This is a genomic window from Pseudomonas sp. 102515 (genome assembly GCF_031085165.1).
In the GTDB taxonomy this organism is placed as follows: domain Bacteria; phylum Pseudomonadota; class Gammaproteobacteria; order Pseudomonadales; family Pseudomonadaceae; genus Chryseomonas.
In genome coordinates, this window is sequence record NZ_JAVHTY010000003.1 from 388,216 (window position 1) to 414,978 (window position 26,763).

23 protein-coding genes and 3 pseudogenes are annotated in these 26,763 nt (G+C 66.9%); 13 read left to right on the forward strand and 13 right to left on the reverse strand.

Annotated features, from left to right (window positions below; genetic code table 11):
- The first annotated feature begins 34 nt into the window (after nucleotides 1–34).
- The 5 genes and pseudogenes from RCF34_RS13150 (at nucleotide 35) to RCF34_RS13165 (ending at nucleotide 4,010) form a co-directional block, all read left to right on the forward strand.
- Nucleotides 35–1,090 carry a methyl-accepting chemotaxis protein gene (locus RCF34_RS13150; RefSeq protein WP_374941193.1) on the forward strand — a complete coding sequence of 352 codons (1,056 nt, stop codon included), beginning with the start codon at nucleotides 35–37 and terminating at the stop codon, nucleotides 1,088–1,090.
- A 143-nt stretch (nucleotides 1,091–1,233) separates the two neighbouring features.
- Nucleotides 1,234–2,004: pseudogene (locus tag RCF34_RS23055) on the forward strand (MCP four helix bundle domain-containing protein); the annotation flags it as partial.
- Between the two features lie 108 nt (nucleotides 2,005–2,112).
- Nucleotides 2,113–2,859 (forward strand): annotated as a pseudogene (locus RCF34_RS23060) (methyl-accepting chemotaxis protein); the annotation flags it as partial.
- Nucleotides 2,860–2,956: 97 nt separating this feature from the next.
- Entirely contained in the window at nucleotides 2,957–3,589 is a 633-nt protein-coding gene (locus tag RCF34_RS13160) for an HAD hydrolase-like protein (RefSeq protein ID WP_308708572.1), read from the forward strand.
- A gap of 10 nt (nucleotides 3,590–3,599) precedes the next feature.
- Nucleotides 3,600–4,010, forward strand: a complete 411-nt coding sequence (locus tag RCF34_RS13165; protein WP_308708573.1) for a DUF2141 domain-containing protein — start codon at nucleotides 3,600–3,602, stop codon at nucleotides 4,008–4,010.
- A gap of 731 nt (nucleotides 4,011–4,741) precedes the next feature.
- Here the strand turns inward: RCF34_RS13165 and trpA are convergent.
- Both trpA and trpB read right to left on the reverse strand, forming a co-directional pair.
- Entirely contained in the window at nucleotides 4,742–5,548 is an 807-nt protein-coding gene (gene trpA, locus RCF34_RS13170) for a tryptophan synthase subunit alpha (protein ID WP_308708574.1), read from the reverse strand.
- The gene (gene trpB / locus RCF34_RS13175; protein ID WP_308708575.1) at nucleotides 5,545–6,753 is read right to left on the reverse strand and encodes a tryptophan synthase subunit beta; all 1,209 of its coding nucleotides are present in this window, start codon (nucleotides 6,751–6,753) and stop codon (nucleotides 5,545–5,547) included. The genes trpA and trpB overlap by 4 nt, the downstream gene beginning before the upstream one ends.
- 92 nt (nucleotides 6,754–6,845) lie before the next feature.
- On the opposite strand from trpB, the gene RCF34_RS13180 reads away from it, so the two are divergent.
- Nucleotides 6,846–7,742, forward strand: coding sequence for a LysR family transcriptional regulator (locus tag RCF34_RS13180; RefSeq protein WP_308708576.1), 897 nt, complete (start codon nucleotides 6,846–6,848; stop codon nucleotides 7,740–7,742).
- Nucleotides 7,743–7,780: 38 nt separating this feature from the next.
- On the opposite strand, the gene RCF34_RS13185 is transcribed toward RCF34_RS13180, so the two are convergent.
- Nucleotides 7,781–8,104 carry a DUF883 domain-containing protein gene (locus RCF34_RS13185; RefSeq protein WP_308708577.1) on the reverse strand — a complete coding sequence of 108 codons (324 nt, stop codon included), beginning with the start codon at nucleotides 8,102–8,104 and terminating at the stop codon, nucleotides 7,781–7,783.
- Between the two features lie 218 nt (nucleotides 8,105–8,322).
- Here RCF34_RS13185 and RCF34_RS13190 point away from each other — a divergent pair, with 218 nt between their 5' ends.
- The gene (locus RCF34_RS13190) at nucleotides 8,323–8,538 is read left to right on the forward strand and encodes a dodecin (RefSeq protein ID WP_007160169.1); all 216 of its coding nucleotides are present in this window, start codon (nucleotides 8,323–8,325) and stop codon (nucleotides 8,536–8,538) included.
- A gap of 44 nt (nucleotides 8,539–8,582) precedes the next feature.
- Nucleotides 8,583–8,810: a DUF1161 domain-containing protein gene (locus RCF34_RS13195; RefSeq protein WP_145008271.1), complete on the forward strand. Its 228-nt coding sequence runs from the start codon at nucleotides 8,583–8,585 to the stop codon at nucleotides 8,808–8,810.
- 86 nt (nucleotides 8,811–8,896) lie between these two features.
- Here the strand turns inward: RCF34_RS13195 and hmpA are convergent, their stop codons facing one another.
- Nucleotides 8,897–10,066, reverse strand: coding sequence for an NO-inducible flavohemoprotein (gene hmpA, locus RCF34_RS13200; RefSeq protein ID WP_308708578.1), 1,170 nt, complete (start codon nucleotides 10,064–10,066; stop codon nucleotides 8,897–8,899).
- A 131-nt stretch (nucleotides 10,067–10,197) separates the two neighbouring features.
- Here hmpA and norR point away from each other — a divergent pair, with 131 nt between their 5' ends.
- Nucleotides 10,198–11,736, forward strand: a complete 1,539-nt coding sequence (gene norR / locus RCF34_RS13205; protein WP_308708579.1) for a nitric oxide reductase transcriptional regulator NorR — start codon at nucleotides 10,198–10,200, stop codon at nucleotides 11,734–11,736.
- A 17-nt stretch (nucleotides 11,737–11,753) separates the two neighbouring features.
- On the opposite strand, the gene choX is transcribed toward norR, so the two are convergent.
- A complete protein-coding gene (gene choX / locus RCF34_RS13210; RefSeq protein ID WP_308708580.1) occupies nucleotides 11,754–12,671 on the reverse strand; it encodes a choline ABC transporter substrate-binding protein in 918 nt (305 codons plus the stop codon).
- A gap of 21 nt (nucleotides 12,672–12,692) precedes the next feature.
- The gene (gene betC, locus RCF34_RS13215; RefSeq protein WP_308708978.1) at nucleotides 12,693–14,192 is read right to left on the reverse strand and encodes a choline-sulfatase; all 1,500 of its coding nucleotides are present in this window, start codon (nucleotides 14,190–14,192) and stop codon (nucleotides 12,693–12,695) included.
- Nucleotides 14,193–14,309: 117 nt separating this feature from the next.
- On the opposite strand from betC, the gene RCF34_RS13220 reads away from it, so the two are divergent.
- Complete coding sequence (locus RCF34_RS13220) at nucleotides 14,310–15,296, forward strand: choline sulfate utilization transcriptional regulator (protein WP_308708581.1); 987 nt, start codon at nucleotides 14,310–14,312, stop codon at nucleotides 15,294–15,296.
- A gap of 7 nt (nucleotides 15,297–15,303) precedes the next feature.
- On the opposite strand, the gene RCF34_RS13225 is transcribed toward RCF34_RS13220, so the two are convergent.
- The 5 genes from RCF34_RS13225 to prlC form a co-directional block, all read right to left on the reverse strand.
- On the reverse strand, nucleotides 15,304–15,693 hold the full coding sequence (locus RCF34_RS13225) for a VOC family protein (protein ID WP_308708582.1): 390 nt from the start codon (nucleotides 15,691–15,693) through the stop codon (nucleotides 15,304–15,306).
- Nucleotides 15,694–15,836: 143 nt separating this feature from the next.
- The gene (locus tag RCF34_RS13230) at nucleotides 15,837–17,003 is read right to left on the reverse strand and encodes a lactonase family protein (RefSeq protein WP_308708583.1); all 1,167 of its coding nucleotides are present in this window, start codon (nucleotides 17,001–17,003) and stop codon (nucleotides 15,837–15,839) included.
- Nucleotides 17,004–17,265: 262 nt separating this feature from the next.
- Entirely contained in the window at nucleotides 17,266–17,724 is a 459-nt protein-coding gene (locus RCF34_RS13235; RefSeq protein WP_308708584.1) for an anti-virulence regulator CigR family protein, read from the reverse strand.
- Between the two features lie 366 nt (nucleotides 17,725–18,090).
- Complete coding sequence (locus RCF34_RS13240; protein ID WP_308708585.1) at nucleotides 18,091–18,363, reverse strand: YheV family putative zinc ribbon protein; 273 nt, start codon at nucleotides 18,361–18,363, stop codon at nucleotides 18,091–18,093.
- Complete coding sequence (gene prlC / locus RCF34_RS13245) at nucleotides 18,360–20,456, reverse strand: oligopeptidase A (protein WP_308708586.1); 2,097 nt, start codon at nucleotides 20,454–20,456, stop codon at nucleotides 18,360–18,362. The genes RCF34_RS13240 and prlC overlap by 4 nt, the downstream gene beginning before the upstream one ends.
- Nucleotides 20,457–20,500: 44 nt before the next feature.
- On the opposite strand from prlC, the gene RCF34_RS13250 reads away from it, so the two are divergent.
- Nucleotides 20,501–21,073 (forward strand): gamma carbonic anhydrase family protein, encoded by a 573-nt coding sequence (locus tag RCF34_RS13250; RefSeq protein ID WP_308708587.1) that lies wholly within the window; start codon nucleotides 20,501–20,503, stop codon nucleotides 21,071–21,073.
- A 98-nt stretch (nucleotides 21,074–21,171) separates the two neighbouring features.
- Here the strand turns inward: RCF34_RS13250 and aroE are convergent, their stop codons facing one another.
- Both aroE and hemF read right to left on the reverse strand, forming a co-directional pair.
- Nucleotides 21,172–21,987 carry a shikimate dehydrogenase gene (gene aroE, locus RCF34_RS13255; RefSeq protein ID WP_308708588.1) on the reverse strand — a complete coding sequence of 272 codons (816 nt, stop codon included), beginning with the start codon at nucleotides 21,985–21,987 and terminating at the stop codon, nucleotides 21,172–21,174.
- A 5-nt stretch (nucleotides 21,988–21,992) separates the two neighbouring features.
- A complete protein-coding gene (gene hemF / locus RCF34_RS13260) occupies nucleotides 21,993–22,922 on the reverse strand; it encodes an oxygen-dependent coproporphyrinogen oxidase (RefSeq protein ID WP_308708589.1) in 930 nt (309 codons plus the stop codon).
- A 143-nt stretch (nucleotides 22,923–23,065) separates the two neighbouring features.
- Here hemF and RCF34_RS13265 point away from each other — a divergent pair, with 143 nt between their 5' ends.
- Together RCF34_RS13265 and RCF34_RS13270 are read left to right on the forward strand one after the other, a co-directional pair.
- On the forward strand, nucleotides 23,066–24,043 hold the full coding sequence (locus RCF34_RS13265) for an NADPH:quinone reductase (protein ID WP_308708590.1): 978 nt from the start codon (nucleotides 23,066–23,068) through the stop codon (nucleotides 24,041–24,043).
- Nucleotides 24,044–24,201: 158 nt separating this feature from the next.
- Nucleotides 24,202–26,685, forward strand: a pseudogene (locus tag RCF34_RS13270) (PAS domain S-box protein); the annotation flags it as partial.
- Nucleotides 26,686–26,763 lie beyond the last annotated feature (78 nt).

Below are 26,763 nucleotides of genomic sequence, written 5' to 3' on the forward strand. Positions count from 1 at the left end.
CGAGGCGGACGAATCCTATACGCGCTCCACGAACGTGACCTGGCTGGCGATCCTGCTGGCCCTGGCCCTCACCGCCCTGCTCGCCTGGCGGCTGACCCGCAGCATCGCCGGCCCCATCGCCCAGGCGGTTGCGGCGGCGCGTACCATCGCCACCGGCGACCTGACCCAGCCGCTGGACGCCCGCGGTCGCGACGAGGCGGCCCAGCTGCTGCAGGCCATGCGGCAGATGCAGGGCCAGTTGCGCGAGACCCTCGCGCACATCGGCGATTCGGCCACCCAGCTGGCTTCGGCCGCCGAGGAGATGACCGCGGTGACTCAGGAAAGCGCCCACGGCCTGCGCCAGCAGCACAGCGAAATCGAGATGGCCGCCACGGCCGTCACCGAGATGAGCCAAGCGGTCGAAGAGGTCGCCGGCAATGCCGGCTCGACCTCCACCGCGTCGCGCCAGGCTGCCCAGACCGCCGCCCAGGGCCAGCGCCAGCTGGGCGAGACCCTCGGCGCCATCGAAGCCCTCACCGAGCAGGTCCTCGGCGCCAGCGCCCAGGCCCGTGAGCTGGAAAGCCAGACCCGCGACATCAGTCAGGTGCTGGACGTGATCCGCGCGGTGGCCGAGCAGACCAATCTGCTGGCGCTCAACGCCGCCATCGAAGCCGCCCGGGCCGGTGAGGCAGGCCGCGGCTTCGCCGTGGTGGCCGACGAGGTACGGGCCCTGGCCAAGCGCACCGGGGACTCGACCAGCGAGATCGAGAAGATGATCGGCAGTATCCAGCAGAACACTGGCCAGACCGTCGAGGCGCTGCTGAGCAGCGCCGACCAGGCGCGCCAGACCCGGGAACAGGCCCAGGCGGCCAATGCCGGTCTCGCGGCCATCGCCGAGGCGGTATCCGGCATCGACGAACGCAACCTGCTGATCGCCAGTGCCGCCGAGCAGCAGGCCCAGGTGGCCCGCGAAGTGGATCGCAACCTGGTACGTATCCGCGACCTCTCGGTGCAGACCGCCGCCGGCGCCGAGCAGACCCGGGGGGCCAGCCAGCAACTGGCGGATCTGGCGGTGACCCTCAGCGGCCAGGTACAGCGCTTCCAGTTCTAGCAGCAGGTCTAGCATGGCGATTGGCCAGCCCTGACACCATGTCGGCGCCAGCTGCGCCTGGGTCGGATTTAAGACGAATGACCATAAAGTCGCGGCGCCCCTAGCCGTTAAAGGGGGCCTCAATCTTCAACGGGGCTGCCGCCGTGACCTTTCGTTCCTTCTCCCTCGCCATTCGCAGTGTGTTGTGTTTCGGCCTGCTGGCCATCCTCGTGGTCAGTCTGGGCCTGTTCGGGCTGCTGCAACTGTCGCAGATCCGTACCCAGGGCCAGGTGATCGAAACCAATAACGTGCCCAGCATCGTCGAGGCCGACAACCTGGCCCTGCAACTGGCCCGCACTCGGGTCGAGGTGCTGCGCCTGCTGGCCATTCCGGACGCCACCACCGTCGCCAACACGCGCAAGAAGATCGACAGCATCAATGCCGACATCGGCGTGAGTTTCGGTCGCTATGAAAAACTCGTCAGCGGCGATCGCGAGCGCCAGGCCTTCGATGCCCTGCGCCAGATCCATGGCGACTATGTACGCTACACCGCGCAACTGGCCGACCTCATCGGTGCCGGCAAACTCGACGAGGCGCGCAGCCTGATCCAGACCAGCATGGCCCAGCTCGGCGTGCAGATGAACGAGCGCACCGAAGCCCTGCGCAAGATCAATCAGGAAGACATCAAGGCCGCCTCCCAGCACTCCGGCGACACCTATGCCCAGGCCACCTCCATCACCTGGATCGTCATCGCCCTGGCCCTGGGTCTGACCGTGCTGCTGGCCTGGCGCCTGACCCTGAGCATGACCCGGCCCATCGCCGAGGCCGTGGCCGCGGCCAAGACCATCGCCAGCGGCGATCTGACCCAAAGCCTGGATACCCGCGGCCACGACGAAGCCGCCCAGCTGCTGCAGGCCATGCAGCAGATGCAGACCAATCTGCGCGACACCTTGGGGCACCTGGGCCATTCCGCTACCCAGCTGGCCTCGGCCGCCGAGGAAATGACCGCGGTCATGCAGGAGAGCGCCCACGGCCTGCAACAGCAGAACAGCGAGATCGAGATGGCGGCCACCGCCGTCACCGAGATGAGCCAGGCGGTGGACGAGGTGGCCGGCAACGCCACCTCCACCTCGTCCGAATCGCGCCAGGCCGCCGATACCGCTCGCCAGGGCCAGCGTCAGCTGGGCGATACCCTGGGTGCCATCGAGGTCCTGACCGAGAACGTGCTGGGCGCCAGCGAACAGGCCCGCCAGCTGGCCGAGCAGACCCGCAACATCAGCCAGGTGCTGGACGTGATCCGCTCGGTCGCCGAGCAGACCAACCTGCTGGCACTCAACGCCGCCATCGAAGCAGCGCGTGCCGGTGATGCCGGCCGAGGCTTCGCCGTGGTCGCCGACGAAGTCCGCGCCCTGGCCCATCGCACCGGCGAATCCACCCGCGAGATCGAAGGCATGATCGGCAGCATCCAGCAGGGCACCGGCCAGACCGTCGATGCGCTGCTCACCAGCGCCGACCAGGCGCGCCAGACCCGCGAGCAGGCGCAGTCGGCCAACGCCGCCCTGGCCGCCATCGCCCAGTCGGTGTCGGGCATCGACGAGCGCAACCTGGTGATCGCCAGCGCCGCCGAAGAGCAGGCCCAGGTGGCCCGCGAAGTGGATCGCAACCTGGTGCGCATCCGCGATCTGTCGGTGCAGACCGCCGCCGGCGCCGAGCAGACCCGCGCGGCCAGCCAGCAGCTTTCCGAACTGGCAGTGGAGCTCAACGGCCAGATCCGCCGCTTCCGCGTGTGACCTGTCCGGCAGGGCTGCCCCTGCCGACTCCCGGCGCGGTGGCAAAACCGGGAGGCGCCCGCTACGCTGGCGCCTTCGCCCACCGCGCCCCTCTCGCATGAGCTACCGCTACGTCATCTTCGATTTCGACGGCACCCTGGCGGACAGCCTGCCCTTTCTGCTGAGCTGTCTCGGCGAGCTGGCACGGACCCATGGCTTTCGCCAGCCGGCACCGGACGAGTGGCCCCAGTTGCGCGCCGCCTCCCTGAGCGGCCTGCTCGACAGCCTGGGCATCCCGCTGTGGCGGGTACCGCGCATCGCCCGCCACTATCGCCGCCTGCTGGTCCAGCGCAGCGACCAGGTGGCACCCTTCGCCCAGATCCCCTCCGTCCTCGACCGGTTACAGGCCAGCGGCCTGGCACTGGGTCTTGCGACCTCCAATTCCGCCGCCGCCGCTCACCAGGTACTGCCCCAGGCCGGACGTCTGTTCCCCGATGGCGAATTCGATATCCCCCTGCTGGGCAAGGCCCGCCACCTGACGCGTCTGCTCCGTCGCCAGGGCATCATGCCGGCCGAGGCGCTCTATGTCGGCGACGAGCTACGCGATCTTCAGGCCGCGCGCCGTGCCGGGCTGGGTTGCGCCGCCGTGGCCTGGGGCTATGGCTGCCCCGCGGCGCTGCGCGCGCAGCAGCCCGATCTCTTCTTCGAACAACCGGCCGAGCTGCTGCGGCTGCTGCCCTCTCCCTGCTGAAGGATTGCCCATGAAGTCTCTGTTGCTGGTCGCTGGTTTCTGTCTGAGTGGTCTCTTGCACGCCGCCGAGCTGCAGGTGCGGGTGGAGACGGTCGATGCCTCGGGGGGCCAGTTGCTGCTAGCGGTGTTCGACAGCGAAGCGGCCTGGAGGGAGCACAAGGCGCCGGTGGCCCAAGCCCATCTCGCTGCACAACCAGGTGCCCAGGAACAGCGCTTCGACCTGCCGTCCGGCCGCTACGCCGTGTCGGTCATCCACGACAGCAACGGCAACAGCCAGCTGGATACCAACTTCATCGGCATGCCCACCGAACAATACGGCTACAGCAACAATCCGCCGCTGCGCATGCGCATGGCCACCTTCGAGGAATGCGCCTTCACCGTGCCGGCCTCAGGCCTGCGCCAGCAGGTGACGCTGCGCTAGGAAGCAGATGTCGTGCACAGGCTTCCAAACAGAAAATCAACAGAGTTATCCACACCGCTTTTAGCGGTGATCGCTGACCCCTGTACTGAACAGGCGTGGATAACTCCTTGGGTTCGTGGAATAAATACCTTGACTCGGGAATATTCCAAAAAACTGGTCATTATTTGATCGATCCCCTGAAAGCCCCGCCGGCTCTGGCCTCTAGCACTGGACGAACAACCTATCCACAACCCTATGCAGCGCTATTGTGGGTTGTGGAAAACATCTGAATCAGTATTGATCATTTTTTGTACGATTCTCTGCAGGCCTTGCCAGCCTTAGCGTACAGGTCAGGTCCCACACCTTTTCCACAGGCACGCACACAGCAGATGTGGGAAAACCGGGGAATGGAAACGTCCTCTGACCTTATGAACGACCTGGACGAAATTGGTTAATTGTTGAGCAATTTCCCTCGGGCACGCGTTCCTACGGTTGCTGACAACTTGCCCAGGGTTTATCCACAGCCTTTACCTGTCAGGCAATGACGGCAAGATCGACAAACGTCCGCAGCCTGACCGAGCGGACCGAGCCGTACCGAATTCGATCAACAAGCTCGGCATCTTCGCAGCCCCTATGGCACGCGCCTTTGCGTCGATAGCGAACAGACTGCCCACAGAGTTATGCACAGCTTGTAATGGGTTCAGGCATAAAAAAGACCGCCTTAGGCGGTCTTTCCAAACACTGGCGAGTGCTCAGCGCGCGGTGCGTACGCTGTCCGACAATTGCTTGCAGAGGCCGAGCACACCGTCGATGGCAACGCCCGGGGATTCGGCCTTGGCGATCTGGTCGACGAATGCCGAGCCTACCACCACGCCATCGGCGATCCGGGCGATCACCCGTGCCTGCTCCGGAGTACGGATGCCGAAGCCAACGGCCAGGGGCAGATCGGTGAAGCGGCGCAGGCGCGCCACGGCGGCCTCGACGTGCTCGGTGGTGGCCGAGCCTGCACCCGTCACGCCAGCGACGGAAACGTAATAGACGAAGCCGGAACTGGTGTTGAGCACCCGTGGCAGGCGCGCGTCATCGGTGGTCGGGGTCGTCAGGCGGATGAAGTCGATGCCGGCGGCCTGGGCCGGCAGCGCCAGCTCGGCGTCGTGCTCGGGCGGCAGGTCGACCACGATCAGGCCATCCACGCCGGCCTCGGCGGCTTCTGCCAGGAAGCGCTCCACGCCATAGCGATGGATAGGGTTGTAGTAGCCCATCAATACCAGCGGCGTCTCACCTTCTCCGCGACGGAAATCGCGCACCATTTCCAGCGTCTTGGCCAGATTCTGGCCCCCCTGCAAGGCACGCAGGGCGGCGGCCTGGATGGCCGGGCCGTCGGCCATGGGATCGGTGAAGGGCATGCCCAGCTCGATGACGTCGGCACCGGCCGCCGGCAGCCCCTTGAGAATGGCCAGGGCGGTGTCATAGTCCGGATCACCTGCGGTGGTGTAGGTGACCAGGGCCGCGCGGCCCTCGGCCTTCAGCGCGGCGAAGCGGGTTTCCAGGCGGCTCATAGCGTGTCTCCCAGGTGACTCATCACGGTCTGCATGTCCTTGTCGCCGCGGCCCGAGAGGCAGATCACCATCAGGTGGTCCTTGGGCAGGTGCGGAGCGCGCTTGTAGGCCTCGGCCAGGGCGTGGGCGGATTCCAGCGCCGGGATGATGCCTTCCAGACGGCAGGTCTGGTGGAAGGCCTTGAGCGCCTCGTCATCGTTGATCGGCACGTATTCCACCCGCTGCACATCGTGCAGGTGGGCGTGCTCCGGGCCGATACCGGGATAGTCCAGGCCAGCGGAAATGGAGTGGGCGTCGATGATCTGGCCATCGTCATCCTGCAGCAGGAAGGTGCGGTTGCCGTGCAGCACCCCGGGCACTCCGCCGTTGAGGCTGGAGGCATGCTTGTTGGTGTCCACGCCGTGGCCGCCGGCTTCGACGCCGACGATGGCGACGTCGGTGTCATCGAGGAATTCGTGGAACAGGCCCATGGCATTGGAGCCACCGCCGACGCAGGCGATCAGGCTATCGGGCAGGCGCCCTTCCTTTTCCAGGATCTGCGCGCGCGTCTCACGACCGATCACGGCCTGGAAGTCACGGACCATGGCCGGGTAGGGGTGCGGACCGGCCACGGTGCCGATCAGGTAGAAGGTGTCGGCGACGTTGGTGACCCAGTCGCGCAGCGCCTCGTTCATGGCGTCCTTGAGGGTGCCGGTACCGGCGGTGACCGGGATCACCTCGGCGCCCAGCAGCTTCATGCGGAAGACGTTGGCCTGCTGGCGATCGATGTCGGTGGTGCCCATGTAGATGACACAGGGCAGGCCGAAGCGCGCGGCCACGGTGGCGGTGGCCACGCCGTGCATGCCGGCGCCGGTCTCGGCGATGATGCGGGTCTTGCCCATGCGCTTGGCCAGCAGGATCTGGCCGATGCAGTTGTTGATCTTGTGCGCGCCGGTGTGGTTCAGCTCTTCGCGCTTGAGATAGATCTTGGCGCCACCGAAGTGCTCGGTCAGGCGCTCGGCGAAATACAGCGGATTGGGGCGGCCGATGTAGTCGCGCTGGAAATAGGCCAGCTGCTCGAGAAACGCCGGATCTTCCATGGCGGTCTCGTATTCGCGCTGCAGATCGAGGATCAGCGGCATCAGGGTTTCGGCGACATAGCGGCCACCGAACTGGCCGAACATGCCTTGAGCGTCGGGGCCCTGGCGATAAGCGGTCTGGATCATGGGATTCTCCTGCGAAGATGGATCTACCTTACCTGCTTGAGTGCCGCCGATAAATCGATAAGATCGCCATGACCCGTCAGGAAATCTCACAGATGAGCGACCCCCGCGACCTACCTCCTCTGAATGCCCTACGTGCCTTCGAAGCCACTGCTCGTCTGGGCGGAATGAGCCGTTCCGGGGACGAGCTGCATGTGACCCACGGCGCCGTGAGTCGCCAGATCCGTGCACTGGAGGAACAGCTCGGGGTGGCGCTGTTTCGCCGCGAAGGCCGCGGCCTGGCGCTGACCGAAGCCGGTCTGCGCCTGCGCGAGGTGAGTGGCGAGGTCTTCGAGCGACTGCGCGAGGTGTGCGCCGAACTCAAGGCCGGCAATCGCCAGGGGCCTTTCGTGCTGGGCTGCCCGGGCAGTCTGGTAGCGCGATGGTTCATTCCACGGCTGGATCGCCTCAATCGCGATCTGCCGGAGCTGCGCCTGCACCTCTCGACCCGTACCGACGATACCCCGCTGGCCGCCGCCGGCCTGGACGCCAGCCTGCTGTTCACCGATACCGCGCCGCCGCGGGACGTGATGCCCTATCACCTGGCACCCGAGCGCATCGGCCCGGTGCTGAGTCCCTATTGCCCGGCCTATTTGAGATTGCGGGACGGCGATCTGCAGGCCTTGCTGGCGGAGCGCCTGCTGCACACCCTGTCACGGCCCCAGGCCTGGCCACAGTGGTTCGCCACCCAGGCCCTGGAGGCACCGGTGCTGGAGTACGGGCAGGGTTTCGAGCACCTCTACTACCTGCTGGAGGCGGCGCTGTCGGGACTGGGCGTGGCGATCGCGCCGGAGCCACTGGTGGCGGCGGATCTCAAGGCGGGAAGGCTGGTGGCGCCCTGGGGCTTTGCGGCGACGGGTGCGGAATTGGCACTGTGGGCGCCGGGTCGGCTGGCGGATGAACGGGTGGAGCGGTTGGCCGCCTGGCTCAGAACCGAGCTGGCCGGGCGCTAGCGCCCGAGGCACCCTTAGGATGCCTCGAACCGCCGCGATCAGTGGTCGCCGCGCAGCAGGGCCCAGCCGACCAGGACGGTCACGCCGGCGGCGATGCCGACGGTGGCCCAGGGATGTTCGCGCGCCACGCCGCTGGCGGCGCGACCGTACTGACGGGTCAGGCGACGCACGTCGTCGTAGACCTCTTCCAGCGAATCGCCCGAATGGTGCAGGGCTTCGCGAGCGGTGCTCTTGAAGGAATTCAGGCTGCTGCGGGAATCGCGCGCAGCATTCTTCTTCAGCGACGCCAGCGAGTCGAGCAGGCTGTTGATTTCGTTCTCGATGCTGGCGATGGACGCCTGGTAATCGGTGTTACGGGCCATGACAACCTCCTGGGATGGACGGATTCAGGAAATGTGACTACCGAGCCGTTGGAAAGTGCTGCAAAGCCGTGGGCGAGAGCCTGGGCAGTGAACTTATCGGGGCCTTTCGCGGCCTCAAATGGCAGAGGCACCCTTCCCGGCGAGTCGACCGCGACACCGGTCAACGCGTTGCCGGCTATCCGCTGCAACGCCCGTCATTGCTGACCCAGGAGATTCTCATGTCCGATCATCACACCTACAAGAAGCTGGAAATCGTTGGCTCTTCCACCACCAGTGTCGAGGACGCCATCAACAACGCCCTCGCCGAGACCGCCAAGTCGGTCAAGAACCTGGAATGGTTCGAAGTGGGTGAAATCCGCGGTCATATCCAAGACGCCAAGGTGGCCCACTATCAGGTCACCCTGAAGATCGGCTTCCGTATCGAAGCCAGCTGAGCAGTTACTCAAGACCTCCCTCCCCTCGCAAAAGGACAGGCAAGATGCGTAGAGTCGTGATCACCCTCGGTTTGTTGGCCCTGAGCGGCGGCGCCTTCGCCGCTGGCACCTCGTGCGACACGGTCAAGGCCGATATCGATGCCAAGCTGCAGGCCAAGCAGGTGGCGCACTACAGCCTCGAGGTGGTGGACAAGGGCAGCGCCAGCGCCTCCGCCAAGGTGGTAGGCAGTTGCGAAGGCGGTAGCAAGGACATCGTCTACCAGCGTCGCTAGGTCTCTGGCTGCGGGTGTCGCCCCGGGCAGCGTCCGCGGCGGCCTATGAAGCGCCCGCTCCCGAAAGGTAGCGGGCGTTGTCACATCTAGAGGTCCGTGGCAGGTCCGAAGAACTCGTGACGGATCTGCTTTTCCGGTACGCCCAGCTCCAGCAGATCGCGCCTTACCTGGCTCATGAATGGCTGCGGACCAAGGACGTAGGCATCGAGGTCGCGATCCTTGGGCAACCAGCGCTGCAGGCGCGTCCGATCCAGGCGCGAGGCATAGGCTTCTTCCGCCACCGGCTCGCTGTAGCAGAAGTACAGCTGCAATTGCGGATGATGGGCGGCCTGCTCTTCCAGCCAGTGACCGAAGGCCTGCACCCCGACGTGACGGGTGCAGTGGATCAGCTGGATCGGCCGGCCGCTGGGCAGGGCCGCCGACACCATGGGCAGCAACGGCGTGATGCCGACCCCGCCGGCGATCAGCAGCAGCGGCCTGGTGGAATCCTGCAGGACGAATTCACCAGCCGGCGCGAAGACCTGCAGCACGCTGCCTTCATGGGCGTCGGTGTGCAGGAAGCGCGACACCACCCCACCCGCCTGATGCTTGACGCTGATCCGGTAGCCACGGCCATCGCTGGCCGCCGAGATCGAATAGTTGCGGCGGTATTCCACCCCATCGAGGATCAGACTCAGCCCCAGGTACTGGCCAGGCTGGGCGATGCTGGTGGGCAGGCCGTCCACCGGCTCCAGGTAAAAGGAGCTGATCTCTTCGCTTTCCGGCTCGATCCGGACGATGCGGAAGGGTCGCCCGCCGCGCCAGCCACCGGGCGTCTCGGCCTGGGCCGCATAGCGTCGTTCCTCGGCGCCGATCAGCAGATTGGCCAGCTGGCCATAGGCGGCGGCCCAGGCATCGATCACGGCGTCAGTGGCCACCTCGGCCCCCAGCACTTCGTGGATGCTCTGCAGCAGCGCGATACCCACCAGGGGATAGTGATCCGGTTGCACCTGCAGCGAGACGTGCTTGTTGACGATCTGCTCCACCAGCGGCCCCAGGGTATCCAGACGGTCGATGTAGCGGGCATACAGGAGTACCGCCCGGGCCAGCGCCCGCGCCTGGGCACCACTGGCCTGGTGGGCGCCGTTGAACAGCGGGCGGATCTCGGGATTGTCGCCCAGCAACTTGTCGTAAAAATGCCGGGTCAGGGCCTCACCACCGGTTTCCAGCAGGGGGACGGTGGCCTTGATGATGGCTTTTTGGTCTGATGACAGCATGGCAAGGATCTCCAAACAGGACTGCCCTGGCCGTATCACGAGTCGTGCCAACCGAAAAACTGCGCTAGATCAGGCTTTTATCCGGAGAGCAGGTCATAATGACCAGGTCCCCATGACTCGCCGAGGTCAAATTGACCCGCCCCACCCTGCTCGAAGCGATGGTGCCACTGGTGGCGGATCTGGCCCGCGACCTGCCCGACCAGCAGCGTTACGCCAGCCTGCTCGATGCCCTGCGCCAGGTCCTGCCCTTCGATGCGGTGGCCCTGCTGCGCCTGGAGGGTGAGGTGCTGGTGCCCCTGGCGGTACGCGGCCTCGCGGCCGACACCCTGGGCCGCCGCTTCAAGGTCGGCGAGCACCCGCGCCTGGCGCTGCTGCTGGCGAATCGCACGCCCACCCGCTTCGCCCTCGATTGCGACCTGCCCGATCCCTACGATGGGCTGGTGGAAGGCGTGCAGGGGCATCTGGAGGTCCACGACTGCCTGGGCTGCCCGCTCTATGTGCAGGACCAGCTCTGGGGCCTGCTGACCCTGGATTCGCTGCAGGCGCAGAACGCCCAGCCCGAGGATCTCACCACCCTGGCCGCCTTTGCCGGTCTGGCGGCCGCCACCGTGGCCGCCGCCGAGCGCATCGGCCAGCTCTCCGCCCGCATCGTCAGCGAGCACGAGCTGACCGTGGCCTATCAGCAATCGGTGGGCCACCAGCGGCCTCGCGAACTCATCGGCCAGAGTCCGGCCAGCCTGCGCCTGCGCCAGGAGATCGAGACCGTGGCGGCCAGCGATCTGACCGTGCTCATCACCGGCGAGACCGGGGTCGGCAAGGAGCTGGTGGCCGAAGCCGTGCATGCGCGCTCCCTGCGCCAGCAGCGGCCCCTGATCAGTCTCAATTGCGCGGCCCTGCCCGAGGCCCTGGTAGAAAGCGAACTCTTCGGCCATGTGCGCGGTGCCTTTTCCGGTGCCGTCAGCGAACGCCGTGGGCGCTTCGAACTGGCCGACGGCGGCACCCTGTTTCTCGACGAGGTCGGCGAATTGCCGCTGACGGTGCAGGCCAAGCTCCTGCGGGTGCTGCAGAGCGGCCAGTTGCAGCGGCTGGGCTCGGATAGCGATCTCAAGGTGGACGTGCGCATCATCGCCGCCACCAATCGCGACCTGGCCGAGTGCGTGCGTGCCGGGCGCTTCCGCGCCGATCTCTACCATCGCCTGAGCGTCTATCCGCTGGCGGTGCCGGCCATGCGCGAGCGTGGCCGCGACGTCCTGCTGCTGGCCGGCTTCTACCTGGAGCAGAATCGCGCCCGCCTGGGCCTGCGCGGCCTCCGGCTGACCCCCGCGGCGCAACGGACCCTGCTGGCCTACGACTGGCCGGGCAACGTGCGCGAACTGTCGCACCTCATCAGCCGGGCGGCGCTCAAGGCCCATGCCGGCAGCAGGGAGCGCGGCGGCATCCTGACCCTGGACAGCGATCAGCTCGGCCTGCCGCCGGACGCGACGCCCCTGCTCGCTGACGATCCCGCCCTGCCCGCCACTTCACTGCGCGAGGCCACGGACGCCTTCCAGCGCCAGACCATCACCCTGGCGCTGGAACAGCACGGCCAGAACTGGACCCTGGCCGCGGCCGCCCTCGATCTGGACCGCGCCAACCTCGCCCGCCTGGCGCGGCGGCTCGGCCTCAAGTAGCCCTCGGAACGTAGCGCTCAGAGCGCTTTCTGTACCGCCGGCAGACCGGGCTGGCCGTCGCGGGTGGTGACCCCCTGCAGCCAGGGCTCCAGTACCTGGGGATGGGTCTTGAGCCAGGCCTTGGCGGCGGCGTCGTAGCTGCCGCCCTTGTCTCGCGCGGCGCTCATGACGGCGTTTTCCATGTCCAGGGTGAACTTCATGTTGGCCAGCAGGCGAGCCGGATTGGGGCACTGCTCGGCGTAGCCCTTGCGCGTCAGGGTGTTCACCGTGCCGGCGGTACCGAAATACTTGTCGCCGCCGGTCAAATACTTGATCGGGTAGTCGACGTTCATGGGATGCGGCGTCCAGCCCAGGAAGACCACCCACTTGTCGCGCTTCACCGCGCGCCCGACCTGGGACAGCATGGCCTGCTCGCTGGACTCCACCAGTTGCCAGCCCCCCAGGCCGAATTCGTTGTCCTGGATGATCTTCTGCAGCGACTGGTTGGCCGGCGCGCCGGCACCGATGCCATAGATCTTCTTGCCGAACTGGTCGGCGTGCTTGGCCAGGTCGTCGAAGCTCTTCACCCCGCCTTCCCAGACATAGGTGGGCACCGCCAGGGTGAATTCGGTCCCGACCAGATTCCGCGCCAGCTCGGTGACCTGTCCGGTTTTCACGAACTGGTCGTAGTGCGCCTGCTGCGCCGGCATCCAGTTGCCAAGGAAGGCATCCACCTGCCCGTTGCGCATGCCGCCGTAGATGATCGGCACCGCCAGGGTCTCGACCTTGCCGGTATAGCCCAGCGCACCCAGGATCGCGCCAGTGAGGGCGTTGGTGGCGGCGATGTCGCTCCAGCCCGGATCGGCCAGGCGAACCGTTGCGCAGGCCTGGTCCTCGGCCTGGGCCGACAGGCTGACCAGGGCCAGCGTGAAGGTAGCGATGATTCCGTGTTTCATGGCCGTGCTCCTGTTAGCGGTTCAGGGTTGAGGGTAGCGCGCGCGACGCTCCAGGTCGTCGAGGTCGATGTGATTGCGCATGTATTGCTGGCTGGCATCGACGAAGGGCTGGTGATCCCAGCTGGTCCGCTCGCCCTGCGCCAGGGCCGCCGCGACGAAGCGCCGCCGCCGCTGGCTGGCCAGCACCTCGTGGTGCAGGCGCGGCAGGTCCCAGCGCTGGCGGACCTCGGCCTGGAAGCTGGCGAGCAGCTCGGCATGGTCGGCACTGGCGGCCAGATTCTCGCGCTCCAGCGGATCGTTCCGGAGATCGAACAGCAGCGGCGGATCCAGTTCGCAATGGATGTACTTGTAGGCGCCGCGACGGATCATCAGCAGCGGGCTGACGGTGCCCTCGGCCAGGTATTCGCCGATGACCTCGTCGTGCCCTGCCCGGCCTTCCAGGTGCGGCAGCAGCGAGCGGCCATCCAGCAGCAGTTCGGCCGGCAGCTGGCCACCGGCCAGCTCGACGAAGGTCGGCAGCAGGTCCATGGTCGATACCGAGGCCTGCACCCGCGCCGGGGCGAAGCGCCCGGGTGCATGGATCAGCAGCGGTACCCGCGCGGCCATCTCGAACCAGTGCATCTTGTACCAGAGCCCGCGCTCCCCGAGCATGTCGCCATGGTCGCCGGAAAAGACGATCACGGTATCGTCGGCCAGACCGCATTCTTCCAGGGTCTTGAGCAGATGGCCGACCTGGGCGTCGACGTAGCTGCAGGCACCGTAGTAGGCCTGGCGGGCGTCGCGGATCTTGGCTGCGGGCAGGGGCTTGTCCCAGAGGTCGATCACCTTGAGCAGCCGCTGGCTGTGAGGATCCTGCTCGGCCTGGGGAATGGCGCCTTCCGGCAACGGGATGTCGACCTCGTTGTACAGGTCCCAGAATTCCCGGGGAATGGTGTAGGGATCGTGGGGATGGGTCAGGGACACGGTCAGGCAGAAGGGCTGGTCGTCGCCACGACGCACGTGATCGTAGAGGTACTGGCGCGCCTTGAAGACCACCTCTTCGTCGAAATCCAGCTGATTGGTGCGCACGCAGGGCCCGGCCTGCAGCACCGAGGACATGTTGTGGTACCAGCTCGGGCGCACGTCCGGAGCATCCCAGTTCACCGCCCAGCCGTAGTCGGCGGGATAGATGTCGCTGGTCAGGCGCTCCTCGTAGCCATGCAACTGGTCCGGTCCGCAGAAGTGCATCTTGCCCGACAGCGCCGTGCGATAGCCGAGGCGGCGCAGGTGGTGGGCATAGGTGGGAATGTCGGCGGCGAAATCGGCGGCGTTGTCGTAGGCGCCGATCTTCGACGGCAGCTGGCCGCTCACCAGGGTGAAGCGCGAGGGTGCGCACAGCGGGCTGTTGCAGTAGGCGGAATCGAACACCACGGCGCGCTCGGCCAGGCGCTGCAGATGGGGCAGCTTGATCGGCGAGGCGGCGTCGTACAGCGGCAGGATGGGCGCCGCCATCTGGTCGGCCATGAGGAAGAGGATGTTCATCGGCTTGGACAAGAGCGCCTCCGCTAGGATCAGGGTTGCTTATGGTTGACCCATCATCCAACGCCGAGAAATTTGCGTGAAGGCCATCCGGAGTGATGTTTCGGATAAGCTGGACTTATGTCTGATCACCAGGGAAACGCTCTCTTGGACGCCACTACCCCTGCCGACCGCCCTGCCCTGGCGCTGGACAGCCTGCGCACCTTCGAAGTGGTGGCGCGCCGTCTGAGCTTTACCGCGGCAGCGGGCGAACTGGGTACCACTCAGCCGGCCATCAGCCAGCAGATCAAGCGCCTGGAAGCCCAGTTGCAGGTGCGCTTGTTCGACCGGGTGCACCGCGGCATCCTGCTCACCGAGGCCGGTCGGCTGCTGCAGGAATACGTCGAGGCCGGACTGGCCACCTTGGACGAGGGTGTGCGCCAGGTCACCGCCCGCCCCGCTCACGAGATCCTGCGGGTGGCCACCGACTTCGCCTTCGCTTCCTACTGGCTGCTACCGCGCCTGCCGCGCTTCCATGCCCGCCATCCGGCGCTGGACGTGAGCCTGGTCACCAGCGACCGCGTCCCCCTGCCCGGCCCGGAAATCGACATCACCCTCGGTTTCGGCGACGGTCGCTTCAAGCATGGTGAGGCCTGGCCGCTGTTTCGTGAGGAAGTCTTCCCGGTATGCAGTCCGCGATTGCTCCAGGGCCGGCAGCCGCCGCTGCCCGCTGCGGAACTGGGCCACTGGCCGCTGCTGCACCTCAAGGCGGCGCCCAACAGCCGCTGGTACGACTGGAAGACCCTGCTGCCGGCGCTGGACCTGGCGCCCCTGCCCGCGGCGCCGTCCGGCGCGGTGCTGAGCTTCGACAACTACACCCTGGTGATCCAGGCGGCCATCGCCGGCCAGGGCCTGGCGATCGGCTGGCGCCACCTGGTGGACGAGCTGCTGCGGCAGGAACTGCTCTGTCGCCCCTTCGCCGGACTGGCCACCTCGCGCTATGGCTATTACGCCATCCTGCCCGAGCGCAAGCGGCGCCAGCGGCTGGTGCAGCGCTTTCTCGACTGGCTGCTGGAAGAGCTGGAGATGCCGCGCGAGTCCCTGGCCGGCGCGCGGCTGGCGACCTGAGCCGCACTCAGCGCTCGTAGACTTCCAGCGGCAGGTCGTCCGGGTCGGCGAAAAAGGTGAATCTCTTGCCGGTCAGCTCGTCGGTGCGGATCGGCTCGGTGACCACGCCATGGCCCTGCAGGTGGGCGACGGTGGCGTCCAGGTCGGCCACGGCGAAGGCCAGGTGGCGCAGCCCCTGGGCTTCCGGGCGCGAGGGCCTGGGCGGGGCATCGGGAAAGGAGAACAGCTCCAGCTGGGCATGCGCGCCCACCGCCAGATCCAGCTTCCAGGAGCGCCGGGTCTCGCGATAGGTCTCGGCGATCACCGGCAGCCCGAGGATCTCGGTGTAGAAGTGCCGGGAGCGTTCGTAGTCGGCGCAGATCAGCGCCACGTGGTGCAGACGGTCGAAAGGAGTCATAAGAAGCTGTTCACGATCTCGCGAGCTAGAGCCAAACAAGGCGAAAACGACTAGAGAAGCGCAGTTTACGTAGGGTAAATGAGCATTCTGAAGGCATTTTCCAACGCAGGTTGGCCGACGCACAGCAGATCGCGAACAGCTTCTCAGGGTACCGCGACGAATTTGAGGTCAGCCGGGGCGCCAACGTCCAGGCTCTGGAGTTCGTCGCCGAGCTTGCCGCTGTCGGGGTCCCGGGCGAAGACCTTGAGCTGATTGGATTTCTGGTTGGCCACCAGCAAGAAGCGCCCGGACGGATCGATGGCGAATTCCCGTGGCGACAGGCCGTTGACCGGATGGCGCTCGACAAAGGTCAGGGTGCCGTCGGGATTCACCGCGAACACCGCCAACTGGTTATCGGTACCGCGGCTGGCGACATAGAGGAAGCGCCCGTCGCCGGACAGGTGCAGCGCACCGGCATCCCGCTCGCCGGTGAATTCCTGGGGCGTCAGGCTGTAGCTCTGCAACTGCCGCAGCATGCCGTCCTGATGAGCGAAGGCCATCACCTGGCCGGCCAGTTCCAGGGTCAGGTAGGCGTAGCGGCCATCGGCGCTGAACACCAGGTGGCGCGGCCCGCTGCCTTCCGGCACCGGCACGAAGGGCGTCTCGGCGGCCGCCAGCGGCCGTTCCGGCTGCTGCGGCAGATAGCGATAGACGAATACCTTGTCGGCGCCCAGATCCGGGGCGAAGACGAAGCGACCGTCCGGGGTGGTCACCGCCGCGTGCACATGGCTGGACTGCTGGCGCGGGTGCTGTTCGCTGGGCTGGTGGAATTCGATCTGCGCCACCGGGCTGAGCACGCCGCCGTCCTGGATCGGCAGCACCGCCAGGGAGCCTTCCGGCAGGCTGGAGTAGTTGGCCACGAACAGGAACTTGCCGTCGGTGCTGAGGCTGGAGTGGGTCGGCTCGTCACCCAGGCTCTTGACCTGGCTGATCTGCTGCAGACGGCCATTGCCGGGTTCGAAGCGATAGGAGGTGACCCGCCCGATGCTGTCGCCGCTCGAACCCCGGCCATTCTCGTTGACGGTGAACAGGGTCCGACCATCGCGAGACAGGGTCAGAAATGACGGATTGGACGCCTTGACGATGCGCAGCGGGCCATCGATCTGGCCATTGCGACTGTTGAAGCGATAGACATACAGCCCCTGGCTGCTGCCCGCGGTGTAGCTGCCGACCAGCAGATTGAACAGGCCGGGCTCGGCGCGGGCCGGGGCGTTGTACCCGACGAGCAGGGCGAACAGGGCCAGCGGCAGCAGACGGGGCAGAGCTCTCATGGGAAATCCTTGGCGAGCGATGGGCGTTGAGACCGATGCGAGGCGGCCCGGTTTCCCTACCGCCTGGAGGCGGAAGGCGGCCGCGCGCGGCGGCTATTCTACTGAAATCCGGGCTGGCACTGTGCCAGAGGCCTTTCGCCATTTATCGCCTGCGTCGGCGCGCTGGCGGTCCACGTCGGGCCGACCGGCCCGAGGAGGCCGTGCCAGAGCCCGCGGTGAACTCGGCGCTGGCCGAGGGCTGCCGGTAAAAGAATTGGCCGGGCTAGTCCAGCACGCCCTGCAGGATGGCGTAGACGAGCCCGGTGCCCACGGCGACCAGCACCATGTCGGCACCCAGGCGCCGCCATTCGTAGCCCGGGTAGTCCGGTAGCTGGCGGGCGATGCCCGGCGGCAGCGGTCGGCCATAACCGGGTGGGAGAGGGCGCCCACGCTCCAGACGCAGCCCCGGCGGCAGGTCGCCACCCCGGCCGATCTGGCCACGCAGCGCCTGGATGCGCTCCCGCGCCGGTCCCAGATCCGGCGATCCACCGGCGGCCGGTCCGGTATCCGGGTGACCCTGGCCACGCGCCTTGGGACCCGGTCCCTGGCCATGGGAGCCACGCTGTTCCTGCCAGCCCGGTCCATGCGGACCCTTGGGCCCACCCGGCCCGTGATCCGGAGGCGCGGCCAGGGCCAGGTTGCCGATCAGACAGAGGGCTGCAGCGGAGAGGAAGGTACGCATCGAGGGCTTTCCTCATGAGGGATGACGGCATGGGTTATCCACTTGGAGTCTGGTCGCTGAAAAAGACTCCTGGGTCATTCCCGGGCTCATAAGCTGTGGATAAATCGGGGATAAAATCGGTATAACTTCGGAAGATATCTCTAAATCCCGTCAGAGATCAAATAAAAACCCTTTATTATCAATGAATTAAAAAGATGATCGGCTGGCTATCGAATCCGCTTTTTGTGGATAAAGCTTGAGACCCCCCCCAGGCCAGCTCCCGTTTTCACCGGTAGTCGAACCTCACGCGGACCAATTTCCCTAGCCCAGAAACGGAAAAGCCGCGCCTGAATGACCGGGCGCGGCTTTTCTGGAGGTCGCCTTTTCCTAGTCCGGCTTCTTCAGCTTGGGATTGGGAAAGAATTGCACGGCCTGCACCTTGGGATCGGGCTTCTTGGGTTTCAGCGTACTGATGTTGACCCGCGTCGGCAATTCCTTGGGGATCGAATTGCCGCGCTCGTCCAGGGTGTCGCTGTAGCCGCAGGAGACGCACTCGCGATGGGGCGTGCCGTCCTGGGTCCACATCTTCAGGGTATCCTGCGCCTGGCACGCCGGGCAGACCGCACCGGCGATGAACCTCTTGCGGATCGGCTCGTTCACGCCGCCTCCTCGCTCAGCCCGGAATGGCGGAGCAGGGCGTCGATGCTGGGTTCGCGGCCGCGGAAGTCGACGAACAGCACCATGGGCGCCTGGGAGCCGCCGCGGGCCAGGATGGCGTCACGGAAGGCCCGACCGGTTTCCGGGTTGAAGACGCCTTCTTCCTCGAACTTGGCGAAGGCGTCGGCGGACAGCACCTCGGCCCACTTGTAGCTGTAGTAACCCGCCGCATAACCGCCGGCGAAGATGTGCGCGAAGCTGTTGGGGAAGCGGTTGTAGGCGGGCGGCCGTACGACGGAAATCTCGTCGCGGATGCCTTCCAGCACCTCGCGTACGCTGCGGCCGTCGCCGTGGCTGGCGTGCAGCTCGAAGTCGAACAGCGAGAATTCCAGCTGGCGCAGCATCATCAGGCCGGACTGGAAGTTCTTCGCCGCCAGCATCTTGTCCAGCAGCTCCTGGGGCAGCGGCTCGCCGGTCTCGTAATGACCGGAGATCAACGCCAGGCCCTCGGGCTCCCAGCACCAGTTCTCCATGAACTGGCTGGGCAGCTCCACCGCATCCCAAGCCACGCCGTTGATGCCGGAGACGCTGGCATGCTCGACGCGGGTCAGCAGGTGGTGCAGGCCGTGGCCGAATTCATGGAAGAGGGTGGTCACCTCGTCATGGGTGAGCAGCGCCGGCTGGCCGGGGCTGGCCGGGGTGAAGTTGCAGACCAGGTAGGCCACCGGATCGATCAGCCGGCCCTGGGCATCGCGGCGCTTGTCGCGGGCACCGTCCATCCAGGCGCCACCGCGCTTGTTGGCGCGGGCATAGAGATCGAAGTAGAAGCGGCCGATGGAAGTGCCGTTCTCCTTGATCTCGAACAGGCGCACGTCCGGGTGCCACTTCTCGAAGTCGCGCAGCTCGGCGATCTCGATGCCATAGAGCTTCTGTACCGTGGCGAACAGGCCGGAGAGCACCTTGTCCACCGGAAACCAGGCGCGGACCTCTTCCTGAGACAGCGAATAGCGCTGCTGGCGCAGCTTTTCGGCGAAGTAGCCGGTGTCCCAGCTCTGCAGATCCTGCACGCCCTGTTCGGCGGCGAAGGCACGCAGTTCTTCCAGGTCGCGCTGGGCGAAGGGCTTGGAGCGCACCGCCAGGTCGCGCAGGAAGCCCAGCACCTGGTCGCTGCTCTCGGCCATCTTGGTGGCCAGCGACAGCTCGGCGTAGTTGGCGTAGCCCAGCAGGCGGGCCAGTTCCTGACGCAGGTCGAGCAACTCTTCCATCACCGGGCCGTTGTCGAACTGGCCGGCATTGGGGCCCTGTTCGGAGGCGCGGGTGGCGTAGGCGGCATAGACCTCTTCACGCAGGGCGCGATCATCGGCGTAGGTCATTACCGCGTAGTAGCTGGGGAATTCCAGGGTCACCAGCCAGCCGTCCAGCGCCTTGGCCTGGGCGGCGGCCTGCAGCTGGGCCTTGGCCGACTCGGGCAGGCCGGCCAGGGCGGCTTCGTCGGTGAGATGCTTGGTCCAGGCTTGCGTCGCGTCGAGCAACTGGTTGGAGAACTTGCTGCCCAGCTCGGACTTGCGCGCCTGGATGGCGGCATAGCGCTGCTGCTCGGCCGGCGGCAGGTCGATGCCGGACAGGCGGAAGTCGCGCAGCGCGTGTTCCAGGGTGGTCTTCTGACCGACGTCGAAGCCCTTGGCTTCCTCGCTCTCGGCCAAGCGGCTGTAGGCCTGGAAGAGGTCCTTGTTCTGGCCGATCTCGGTGGAATAGGCCGACAGCTTGGGCAGGCAGGCCTCGTAGGCGGCACGCAGCTCGGCGCTGTTGCATACGGCGTTGAGGTGACCGATGGGGCTCCAGGCCTGGCCCAACCGATCGTTCAGCTCATCCATCGCCAGCACCAGGCCAGCCCAGGTGGGGTGCTCCTTCTGGGTCTCCAGCAACTTGGCCAGGGCGGCACGGTTCTCGGCCAGTACGGTGTCGATGGCCGGCTCGACGTGCTCGGGCTTGATGGCGGAAAAGGGCGGCAGGTCGTAGGACTGAAGCAGCGGATTGCTGGCGCTCACGGCGTTCCCCTCGGGGCGATGGCTTTGACAGTTATATATGGAGCCCATCCTAATAGGTCTCAAGACCCTTCCGACGAGAAAAGGTATCTATCGTGACCATAAGGACTTTCCAGGGTAAGACCCCACACCTGGGCGAACGCGCCTTCGTCGACGCCACCGCCGTGGTGATCGGGGAGGTCGAGCTCGGCGCAGACAGCTCGATATGGCCGCTGACGGTGATCCGCGGCGACATGCATCGTATCCGCATCGGCGCCCGCACCAGCATCCAAGACGGCAGCGTGCTGCACATCACCCACGCCGGCCCCTTCAATCCGGACGGCTATCCGTTGCTGATCGGCAGCGACGTCACCGTCGGCCACCAGGTGACGCTGCACGGCTGCACGATTGGCGACCGGGTGCTGGTGGGCATGGGCAGCATCGTCATGGACGGCGCGGTGGTGGAAGACGAGGTAGTGATCGGCGCCGGCAGCCTGGTCCCGCCGGGCAAGCGGCTGGAAGGCGGCCATCTCTACGTCGGCCGCCCGGTCAAGCAGATCCGCCCGCTGGAAGACAAGGAACGCGCCTTCTTCACCTACAGCGCCGGCAACTACGTGAAGCTCAAGGACCAGCACCTGGCCGAGGGGTATGGGGAGGAGGGGACACAAGCGGTGCGCGCCGGTACCTAATCCCGTTGGGCTTCGGCGATGGAGTCGCCTCGACCCAACCTACGACAGCGCTCCCGTAGGTCGGGTTGAGCGCAGCGAAGCCCAACAGCGTCGCGGTACTAACCCAGCTGCCGCCGCAACTCCACCAGCACCGGGGCGCTTTCGGGACGCACGCCGCGCCAGAGTTCGAAGGCCTCGGCAGCCTGTTCCACCAACATGCCCAGGCCGTCCAGGGTGTGGAAGGCACCCTCGTCCAGGGCCCAGCGGTTGAAGGGGGTAAGGTCCTTGCCGTACATCATGTCGTAGGTCACCGTCTGCGGGCCGATGACCGCCTCCGACAGGGGTGGACGACCGCCTCCGAGACTGGCCGAGGTGCCATTGATGATGACATCGAAGGGCTCTCTCAGGGTGGAGAAGGCCGCCACCTCGATGGTTCCCAGCTCGGCGAATTCCCGCGCCAGTTGCACCGCCTTGAGTTCGGTGCGATTGGCCAGTACCAGTTGCCCGGGATTGCAGGCCAGCAGTGGCTCCAGCACGCCGCGTACGGCGCCGCCGGCGCCCAGCACCAGGACGCGCTGGCCGGCCAGCTGCAGACCGGCGTTGACCGTGAGATCCCGGACCAGCCCGGCGCCGTCGGTGTTGTCGCCCAGCAGGCGACCATCGGGCTGGCGCTTGAGCGTGTTCACCGCCCCGGCCCGCCGCGCGCGCGGGGTGAGTTCAGCGCACAGCTGATAGGCCTCTTCCTTGAAGGGCACCGTGACATTGGCGCCCAGGCCGCTCTGGAAGAAGCTGCGGGCGCTTTCGCTGAAGCCGTCCAGCGGCGCCAGCAGCGGCCCGTAGTGCAGGCGCTGCCCGGTCTGGTCGGCGAACAGGCTGTGGATCAGCGGCGACTTGCTGTGGGCGATGGGATTGCCGAAGACGGCGTAGCGATCCATGAGCTCTATCCTGCAGGCGTTGGGGCGAGCGCGAGCCAGTCGCGGTCGGTGAGAAAGAAGTCGGTCAGCCGCGCTTCCGGCGAGCCGGGCACGGGTTTCCAGTCATAGCCCCAGCGCACCTCGGGCGGCAGCGACATGAGGATGGACTCGGTGCGCCCGCCGGACTGCAGGCCGAACAGGGTGCCGCGGTCATAGACCAGGTTGAATTCCACGTAGCGGCCGCGGCGATAGGCCTGGAATTCCCGCTCGGCCTGGCCGTAGGGCTGGTCGCGACGGCGCTGGACGATGGGCAGGTAGGCGTCGACGAAGGCATCGCCGATGGCGCGCTGGAAGGCGAAGCAGGTGTCGAAGTCCCAGTCGTTCAGGTCATCGAAGAACAGGCCGCCGATGCCGCGTGGCTCGCCGCGGTGCTTGAGGTGGAAATAGCGGTCGCACCAGGCCTTGTAGCGCGGATAGACGTCGGCGCCGAAGGGCGCGCAGGCGTCATGGCAGACCTGGTGCCAGTGCACGCAGTCGGCCTCGTTGCCGTAGTAGGGGGTCAGGTCGAGACCGCCGCCGAACCACCAGACCGGCGCCTCGCCGGGCTTCTCGGCGAGAAAGAAGCGCACGTTGGCATGGGCGGTGGGAATGTGGGGATTGCGCGGGTGCATGACCAGGGAGACGCCCATGGCCTCGAAGCTGCGCCCGGCCAGTTCCGGGCGATGGGCGCTGGCCGAGGGCGGCAGGCTGTCGCCATGCACATGGGAGAAGTTCACGCCGCCCTTTTCCAGCAGGGCGCCCTCGGCGATCACCCGGGTGCGGCCACCACCGCCGGTCGGCCGGGTCCAGGCGTCTTCGACGAACGCGGCGGCGCCATCCTCGGCTTCCAGTGCGGCGCAGATGCGCTCCTGCAGATCGAGCAGATAGGCCTTGACGGCCTCCAGGGAGGGATTCATCGCAAGGATTTCCACAACAGGCGGGGAGGGCGGAGAGCATAACACCCGTATCCGACCGGTTGACGTGGCCCGCGGTTGCGGCTTGGATGAAGGCTCACCCCAAGAGAGCCCGGCCAAGGGCTCCAACCAGGAGACACGCAAGCATGGCCCAGCGCATCCAGTTCAGCCGCACCGGTGGTCCCGAAGTACTCGAACTTGTGGATTTCGAACCCGCCGCGCCCGGCCCCGACGAGGTGCAGGTGCGCAACCATGCCATCGGCCTCAACTTCATCGAGACCTATTACCGCAGCGGCCTCTATCCGCCGCCGGCACTGCCCTCGGGTCTGGGCACCGAGGGTGCCGGGGTGGTGGAAGCGGTCGGTAGCGCCGTCACCCGCTTCAAGGCTGGCGATCGCGTGGCCTATGCCACCGGCCCGCTGGGCGCCTATGCCGAGGTCCATGTGCTGCCCGAGCGCCATCTGGTGCACCTGCCGGAGACGATCTCCTTCGAACAGGGCGCCGCGGTCATGCTCAAGGGGCTGACCGTGCAGTACCTGCTGCGCCAGACCTATCCAGTGCAGGCCGGCGACACCGTGCTGTTCCATGCCGCGGCCGGGGGCGTCGGCTCCCTGGCCTGCCAGTGGGCCAAGGCCCTGGGCGTACGCCTGATCGGCACCGCCGGCTCGCCGGAAAAGCTGGAAAAGGCCAAGGCGCTGGGCGCCTGGGCAGTGATCGACTACCGCCAGGAAGACGTCCCGGCGCGGGTCCGCGAATTGACCGGCGGCGCCAAGGTGCCGGTGGTCTACGACGGCGTTGGCAAGGACACCTGGGAGATGTCGCTGGACTGCCTGGCGCCCCGCGGCCTGATGGTCAGCTTCGGCAACGCCTCCGGCGCGGTCACCGGGGTCAACCTGGGGATCCTCTCGCAGAAGGGCTCGCTCTATGTCACCCGGCCGACCCTGGCCACCTACGCTGCCTCGCCCGAAGCCCTGCAGGACATGGCCGATCAGCTGTTCGAGCTGATCACCGACGGCCGCATCCAGGTGGACATCGGCCGGCGCTATCCACTGGCCGAAGTGCAGGAGGCGCATCGGGCGCTGTCGGGTCGCGAGACCAGCGGCTCGACCATCCTGTTGCCCTGAGGCGACGCGCCCGCGTGCCTGGCCGGGGAAATCGTGACGGCCATTAAGTTTCCCGCAGCCAGGCGGCACGACGGGGGTAAACGCCGGTCTATCTCGGACAGTCAGGTCGTCACGACCTCGACGTTCTTTCAAGAATCGGCCGGATCGCTGCCCTCGTCATGCCTATCTCCAGCCCCCTCGCCAGCCTGCTCGACACCGCCACGGACACGGCGCTGATCACCCTGACCGCCGACGGGCGGATCGGGCAGTGGTGCCCGGCCGTCGCCCGGCTGCTGGGCTGGACGGCGCAGGACTGGCTCGGTGAATCCATCGTCGGCCTGCTGCTCCCGGAGCCACCGGCCGACGGCTGGCTGACCGCCCTCGAACGCTGCCAGACCCAGGGCCTGCGCCACCGCGATGGCCATCTGGTACGCCTTGACCTGCATCTGGTGCCGCTGCGCCGGGCCGAGGTCGCGGTGGGCTGGTTGCTGCATGTCTGGCAGGCCCCGGCGAGCCGTGCCCGTTTCGCCGCCCGGCGCAGCGCCGAGCGGGATCTACCGCAACGCCTGCAGGCGCTCGGCGAATGGTCAAGGCGCCTCAGCGGCACCACGGATCTGGCCACCTTGCGGCTGTGCGCCACCCAGGCCCTGCGTGACGTGGCCGACGACCCCCAGGCGCGGCTGCTGTCCGTGGCCGAGGCGGGCAATCCGCCGGCGGGTCAGTTGCTGATCCCGTTCGGCCCTGCCGCCCAGCCCCTGGGGTATCTGCAACTGGGCCGCGCCGTCGAGGCGGACACCCGGCTGTTGCTGGATCAGCTGGGCCTGCTGCTGGGCGCCCTGCTGGTACGGCAACAGACCCAGGACCAGGCCCGACAACTGGAGCGGCGGCTGTCGCTGGAACAGGGACTGCTGGCCAGCGTGCTGCAGCAAGCGCCGCTGGGCATCTCCATCACCGAGGCTGGCAGCGAAGAAGCGGTGATGCTCAACGACCGCGTCGATATCCTGCTGGGCAGACGCCCGGCCGGCGAAACGCTGGACGAACGCTATGGCACCATCGGCGCCTTGCACGCCAATGGCCAGCCCTATGCGGTAGACGACTACCCCACGGTACGGGTACTGCGCAGCGGCCAGGCGGTGGCGCCCGAATTGATGCGCTATCGGCGGCCCGACGGCAGCATCCGGCTGCTGGAGGTCTCCAGCGCGCCGGTCCGCTCGGCCACCGGCGAGGTGATCGCCTCGGTCACCCTGTTCGACGACGTCCAGCAGCGCGTCGATGCGGAAACCGCCCTGCGCGAGCACAGTGCGCGGCTAGCCAGCCTGATCAACCAGGCGACGGTCGGCATCTGCCAGACCGATGCCCGCGGACGCATCCTGCTCGCCAATCGTCGCTATTGCGAAATGCTCGATCGCAACGAAGTCGGGGTGCTGGAACAGACCCTGCAGGCCCAGACCCATCCCGAGGACCGGGCCATCCTGGAGCGTCATCTCGACACCCTGCGCGAGCGGGGCGACAGCTTCAAGCTGGACCAGCGCTTCCTGCGTCCGGATGGCTCGGTGGTCTGGGTCAGCCTGCACGGCTCGCCGCTGCAGTCGGAAGTCGGCCAGGAGTTGTCGGTGAGCCTGGTGGTGGTGGATCTCACCCAGCGCAAGCAGGCCGAAGCCGCGCTGCACCTGTCCAACCAGCGCTTCCGCAATGCCGTGGAGGCGGTGCAGGGGGTGGTCTGGACCAGCAATGCCCAAGGCCATTTGCTCGGCGAACAACTCGCCTGGAGCACCCTGACCGGGCAGAGCTATGCCCAGTATCAGCAGGACGGCTGGGCCGATGCCCTGCATCCCGAGGATGCCCCCCGCACCCTGCGCCGCTGGCGCCTGGCGGTACAGCAACAGGTGGATTTCCATGACGAACATCGTCTGCGCTGTCGCGACGGCCAGTGGCGCACCTTCAGCGTGCGCGCCCTGCCGGTGCGGGAGAATGGCGTGGTCTGCGAATGGGTGGGCGTGCACACCGACGTCAGCGAGATCCGCATGGCCGAGCATCGCCTGCGCCGGCTGGCCGAACTGCTGGAACAGCGCGTCCACGAACGCACCGTCGAGCGTGACCGCATGTGGCGGGTGGCCGACGACCTGCTCGGCGTCATCCAGGGGCAACGCTGGCTCAGCCGCAATCCCGCCTGGGGCCGCACCCTGGGCTGGGACGACGAGGCATTGCGTCATCAACCGCCGACCTCGCTGGAGCACCCGGACGATCCGCCGGTGTTTCCGCGCCTGGCCGCCCTGCGCCACGGCGAGGTGCTCAGCGATCTGCCCGGGCGCCTGCGCACGCGCGACGGCCACTGGCGCCACATGATGTGGAAGGCCACCGCCGATCACGACGGGCGCATCTATGTCTTCGGTCGCGACGTCACCGTCGAACACGACGCCGCCCTGGCGCTGCAGAACGCCGAGGCCGCGCTGCGCCAGGCGCAGAAGATGGAAGCCATCGGGCATCTCACCGGCGGCATCGCCCATGACTTCAACAACCTGCTCACCGGCATCAGCGGTTCCCTGGAATTGCTGCGCCGACGCCTGGACCAGGGTCGCCACGACAACCTGCAGCGCTACCTGGACACCGCCGAGCAATCCGCCACCCGCGCCGCCGCCCTGACCCATCGCCTGCTGGCCTTCGCGCGCCGGCAGACGCTGGATCCGCGGCCGGTAAACGTGAATGACCTGATCCTGTCCCTGGAAGAACTCTTCCAGCGC

Coding starts and splice junctions, on each gene's coding strand:
- RCF34_RS13190 (WP_007160169.1), top strand. CDS start 8,323: ATGTCCGATCATCACACCTACAAGAAGCTGGAAATCGTTGGCTCTTCC.
- betC (WP_308708978.1), bottom strand. CDS start 14,192: ATGAACATCCTCTTCCTCATGGCCGACCAGATGGCGGCGCCCATCCTG.
- trpB (WP_308708575.1), bottom strand. CDS start 6,753: ATGATCCAGACCGCTTATCGCCAGGGCCCCGACGCTCAAGGCATGTTC.
- aroE (WP_308708588.1), bottom strand. CDS start 21,987: ATGGATCGCTACGCCGTCTTCGGCAATCCCATCGCCCACAGCAAGTCG.
- prlC (WP_308708586.1), bottom strand. CDS start 20,456: ATGGGCTCCATATATAACTGTCAAAGCCATCGCCCCGAGGGGAACGCC.
- RCF34_RS13165 (WP_308708573.1), top strand. CDS start 3,600: ATGAAGTCTCTGTTGCTGGTCGCTGGTTTCTGTCTGAGTGGTCTCTTG.
- RCF34_RS13235 (WP_308708584.1), bottom strand. CDS start 17,724: ATGCGTACCTTCCTCTCCGCTGCAGCCCTCTGTCTGATCGGCAACCTG.
- RCF34_RS13160 (WP_308708572.1), top strand. CDS start 2,957: ATGAGCTACCGCTACGTCATCTTCGATTTCGACGGCACCCTGGCGGAC.
- trpA (WP_308708574.1), bottom strand. CDS start 5,548: ATGAGCCGCCTGGAAACCCGCTTCGCCGCGCTGAAGGCCGAGGGCCGC.
- RCF34_RS13180 (WP_308708576.1), top strand. CDS start 6,846: ATGAGCGACCCCCGCGACCTACCTCCTCTGAATGCCCTACGTGCCTTC.
- RCF34_RS13185 (WP_308708577.1), bottom strand. CDS start 8,104: ATGGCCCGTAACACCGATTACCAGGCGTCCATCGCCAGCATCGAGAAC.
- RCF34_RS13195 (WP_145008271.1), top strand. CDS start 8,583: ATGCGTAGAGTCGTGATCACCCTCGGTTTGTTGGCCCTGAGCGGCGGC.
- RCF34_RS13265 (WP_308708590.1), top strand. CDS start 23,066: ATGGCCCAGCGCATCCAGTTCAGCCGCACCGGTGGTCCCGAAGTACTC.
- choX (WP_308708580.1), bottom strand. CDS start 12,671: ATGAAACACGGAATCATCGCTACCTTCACGCTGGCCCTGGTCAGCCTG.
- RCF34_RS13220 (WP_308708581.1), top strand. CDS start 14,310: ATGTCTGATCACCAGGGAAACGCTCTCTTGGACGCCACTACCCCTGCC.
- RCF34_RS13225 (WP_308708582.1), bottom strand. CDS start 15,693: ATGACTCCTTTCGACCGTCTGCACCACGTGGCGCTGATCTGCGCCGAC.
- hemF (WP_308708589.1), bottom strand. CDS start 22,922: ATGAATCCCTCCCTGGAGGCCGTCAAGGCCTATCTGCTCGATCTGCAG.
- hmpA (WP_308708578.1), bottom strand. CDS start 10,066: ATGCTGTCATCAGACCAAAAAGCCATCATCAAGGCCACCGTCCCCCTG.
- RCF34_RS13230 (WP_308708583.1), bottom strand. CDS start 17,003: ATGAGAGCTCTGCCCCGTCTGCTGCCGCTGGCCCTGTTCGCCCTGCTC.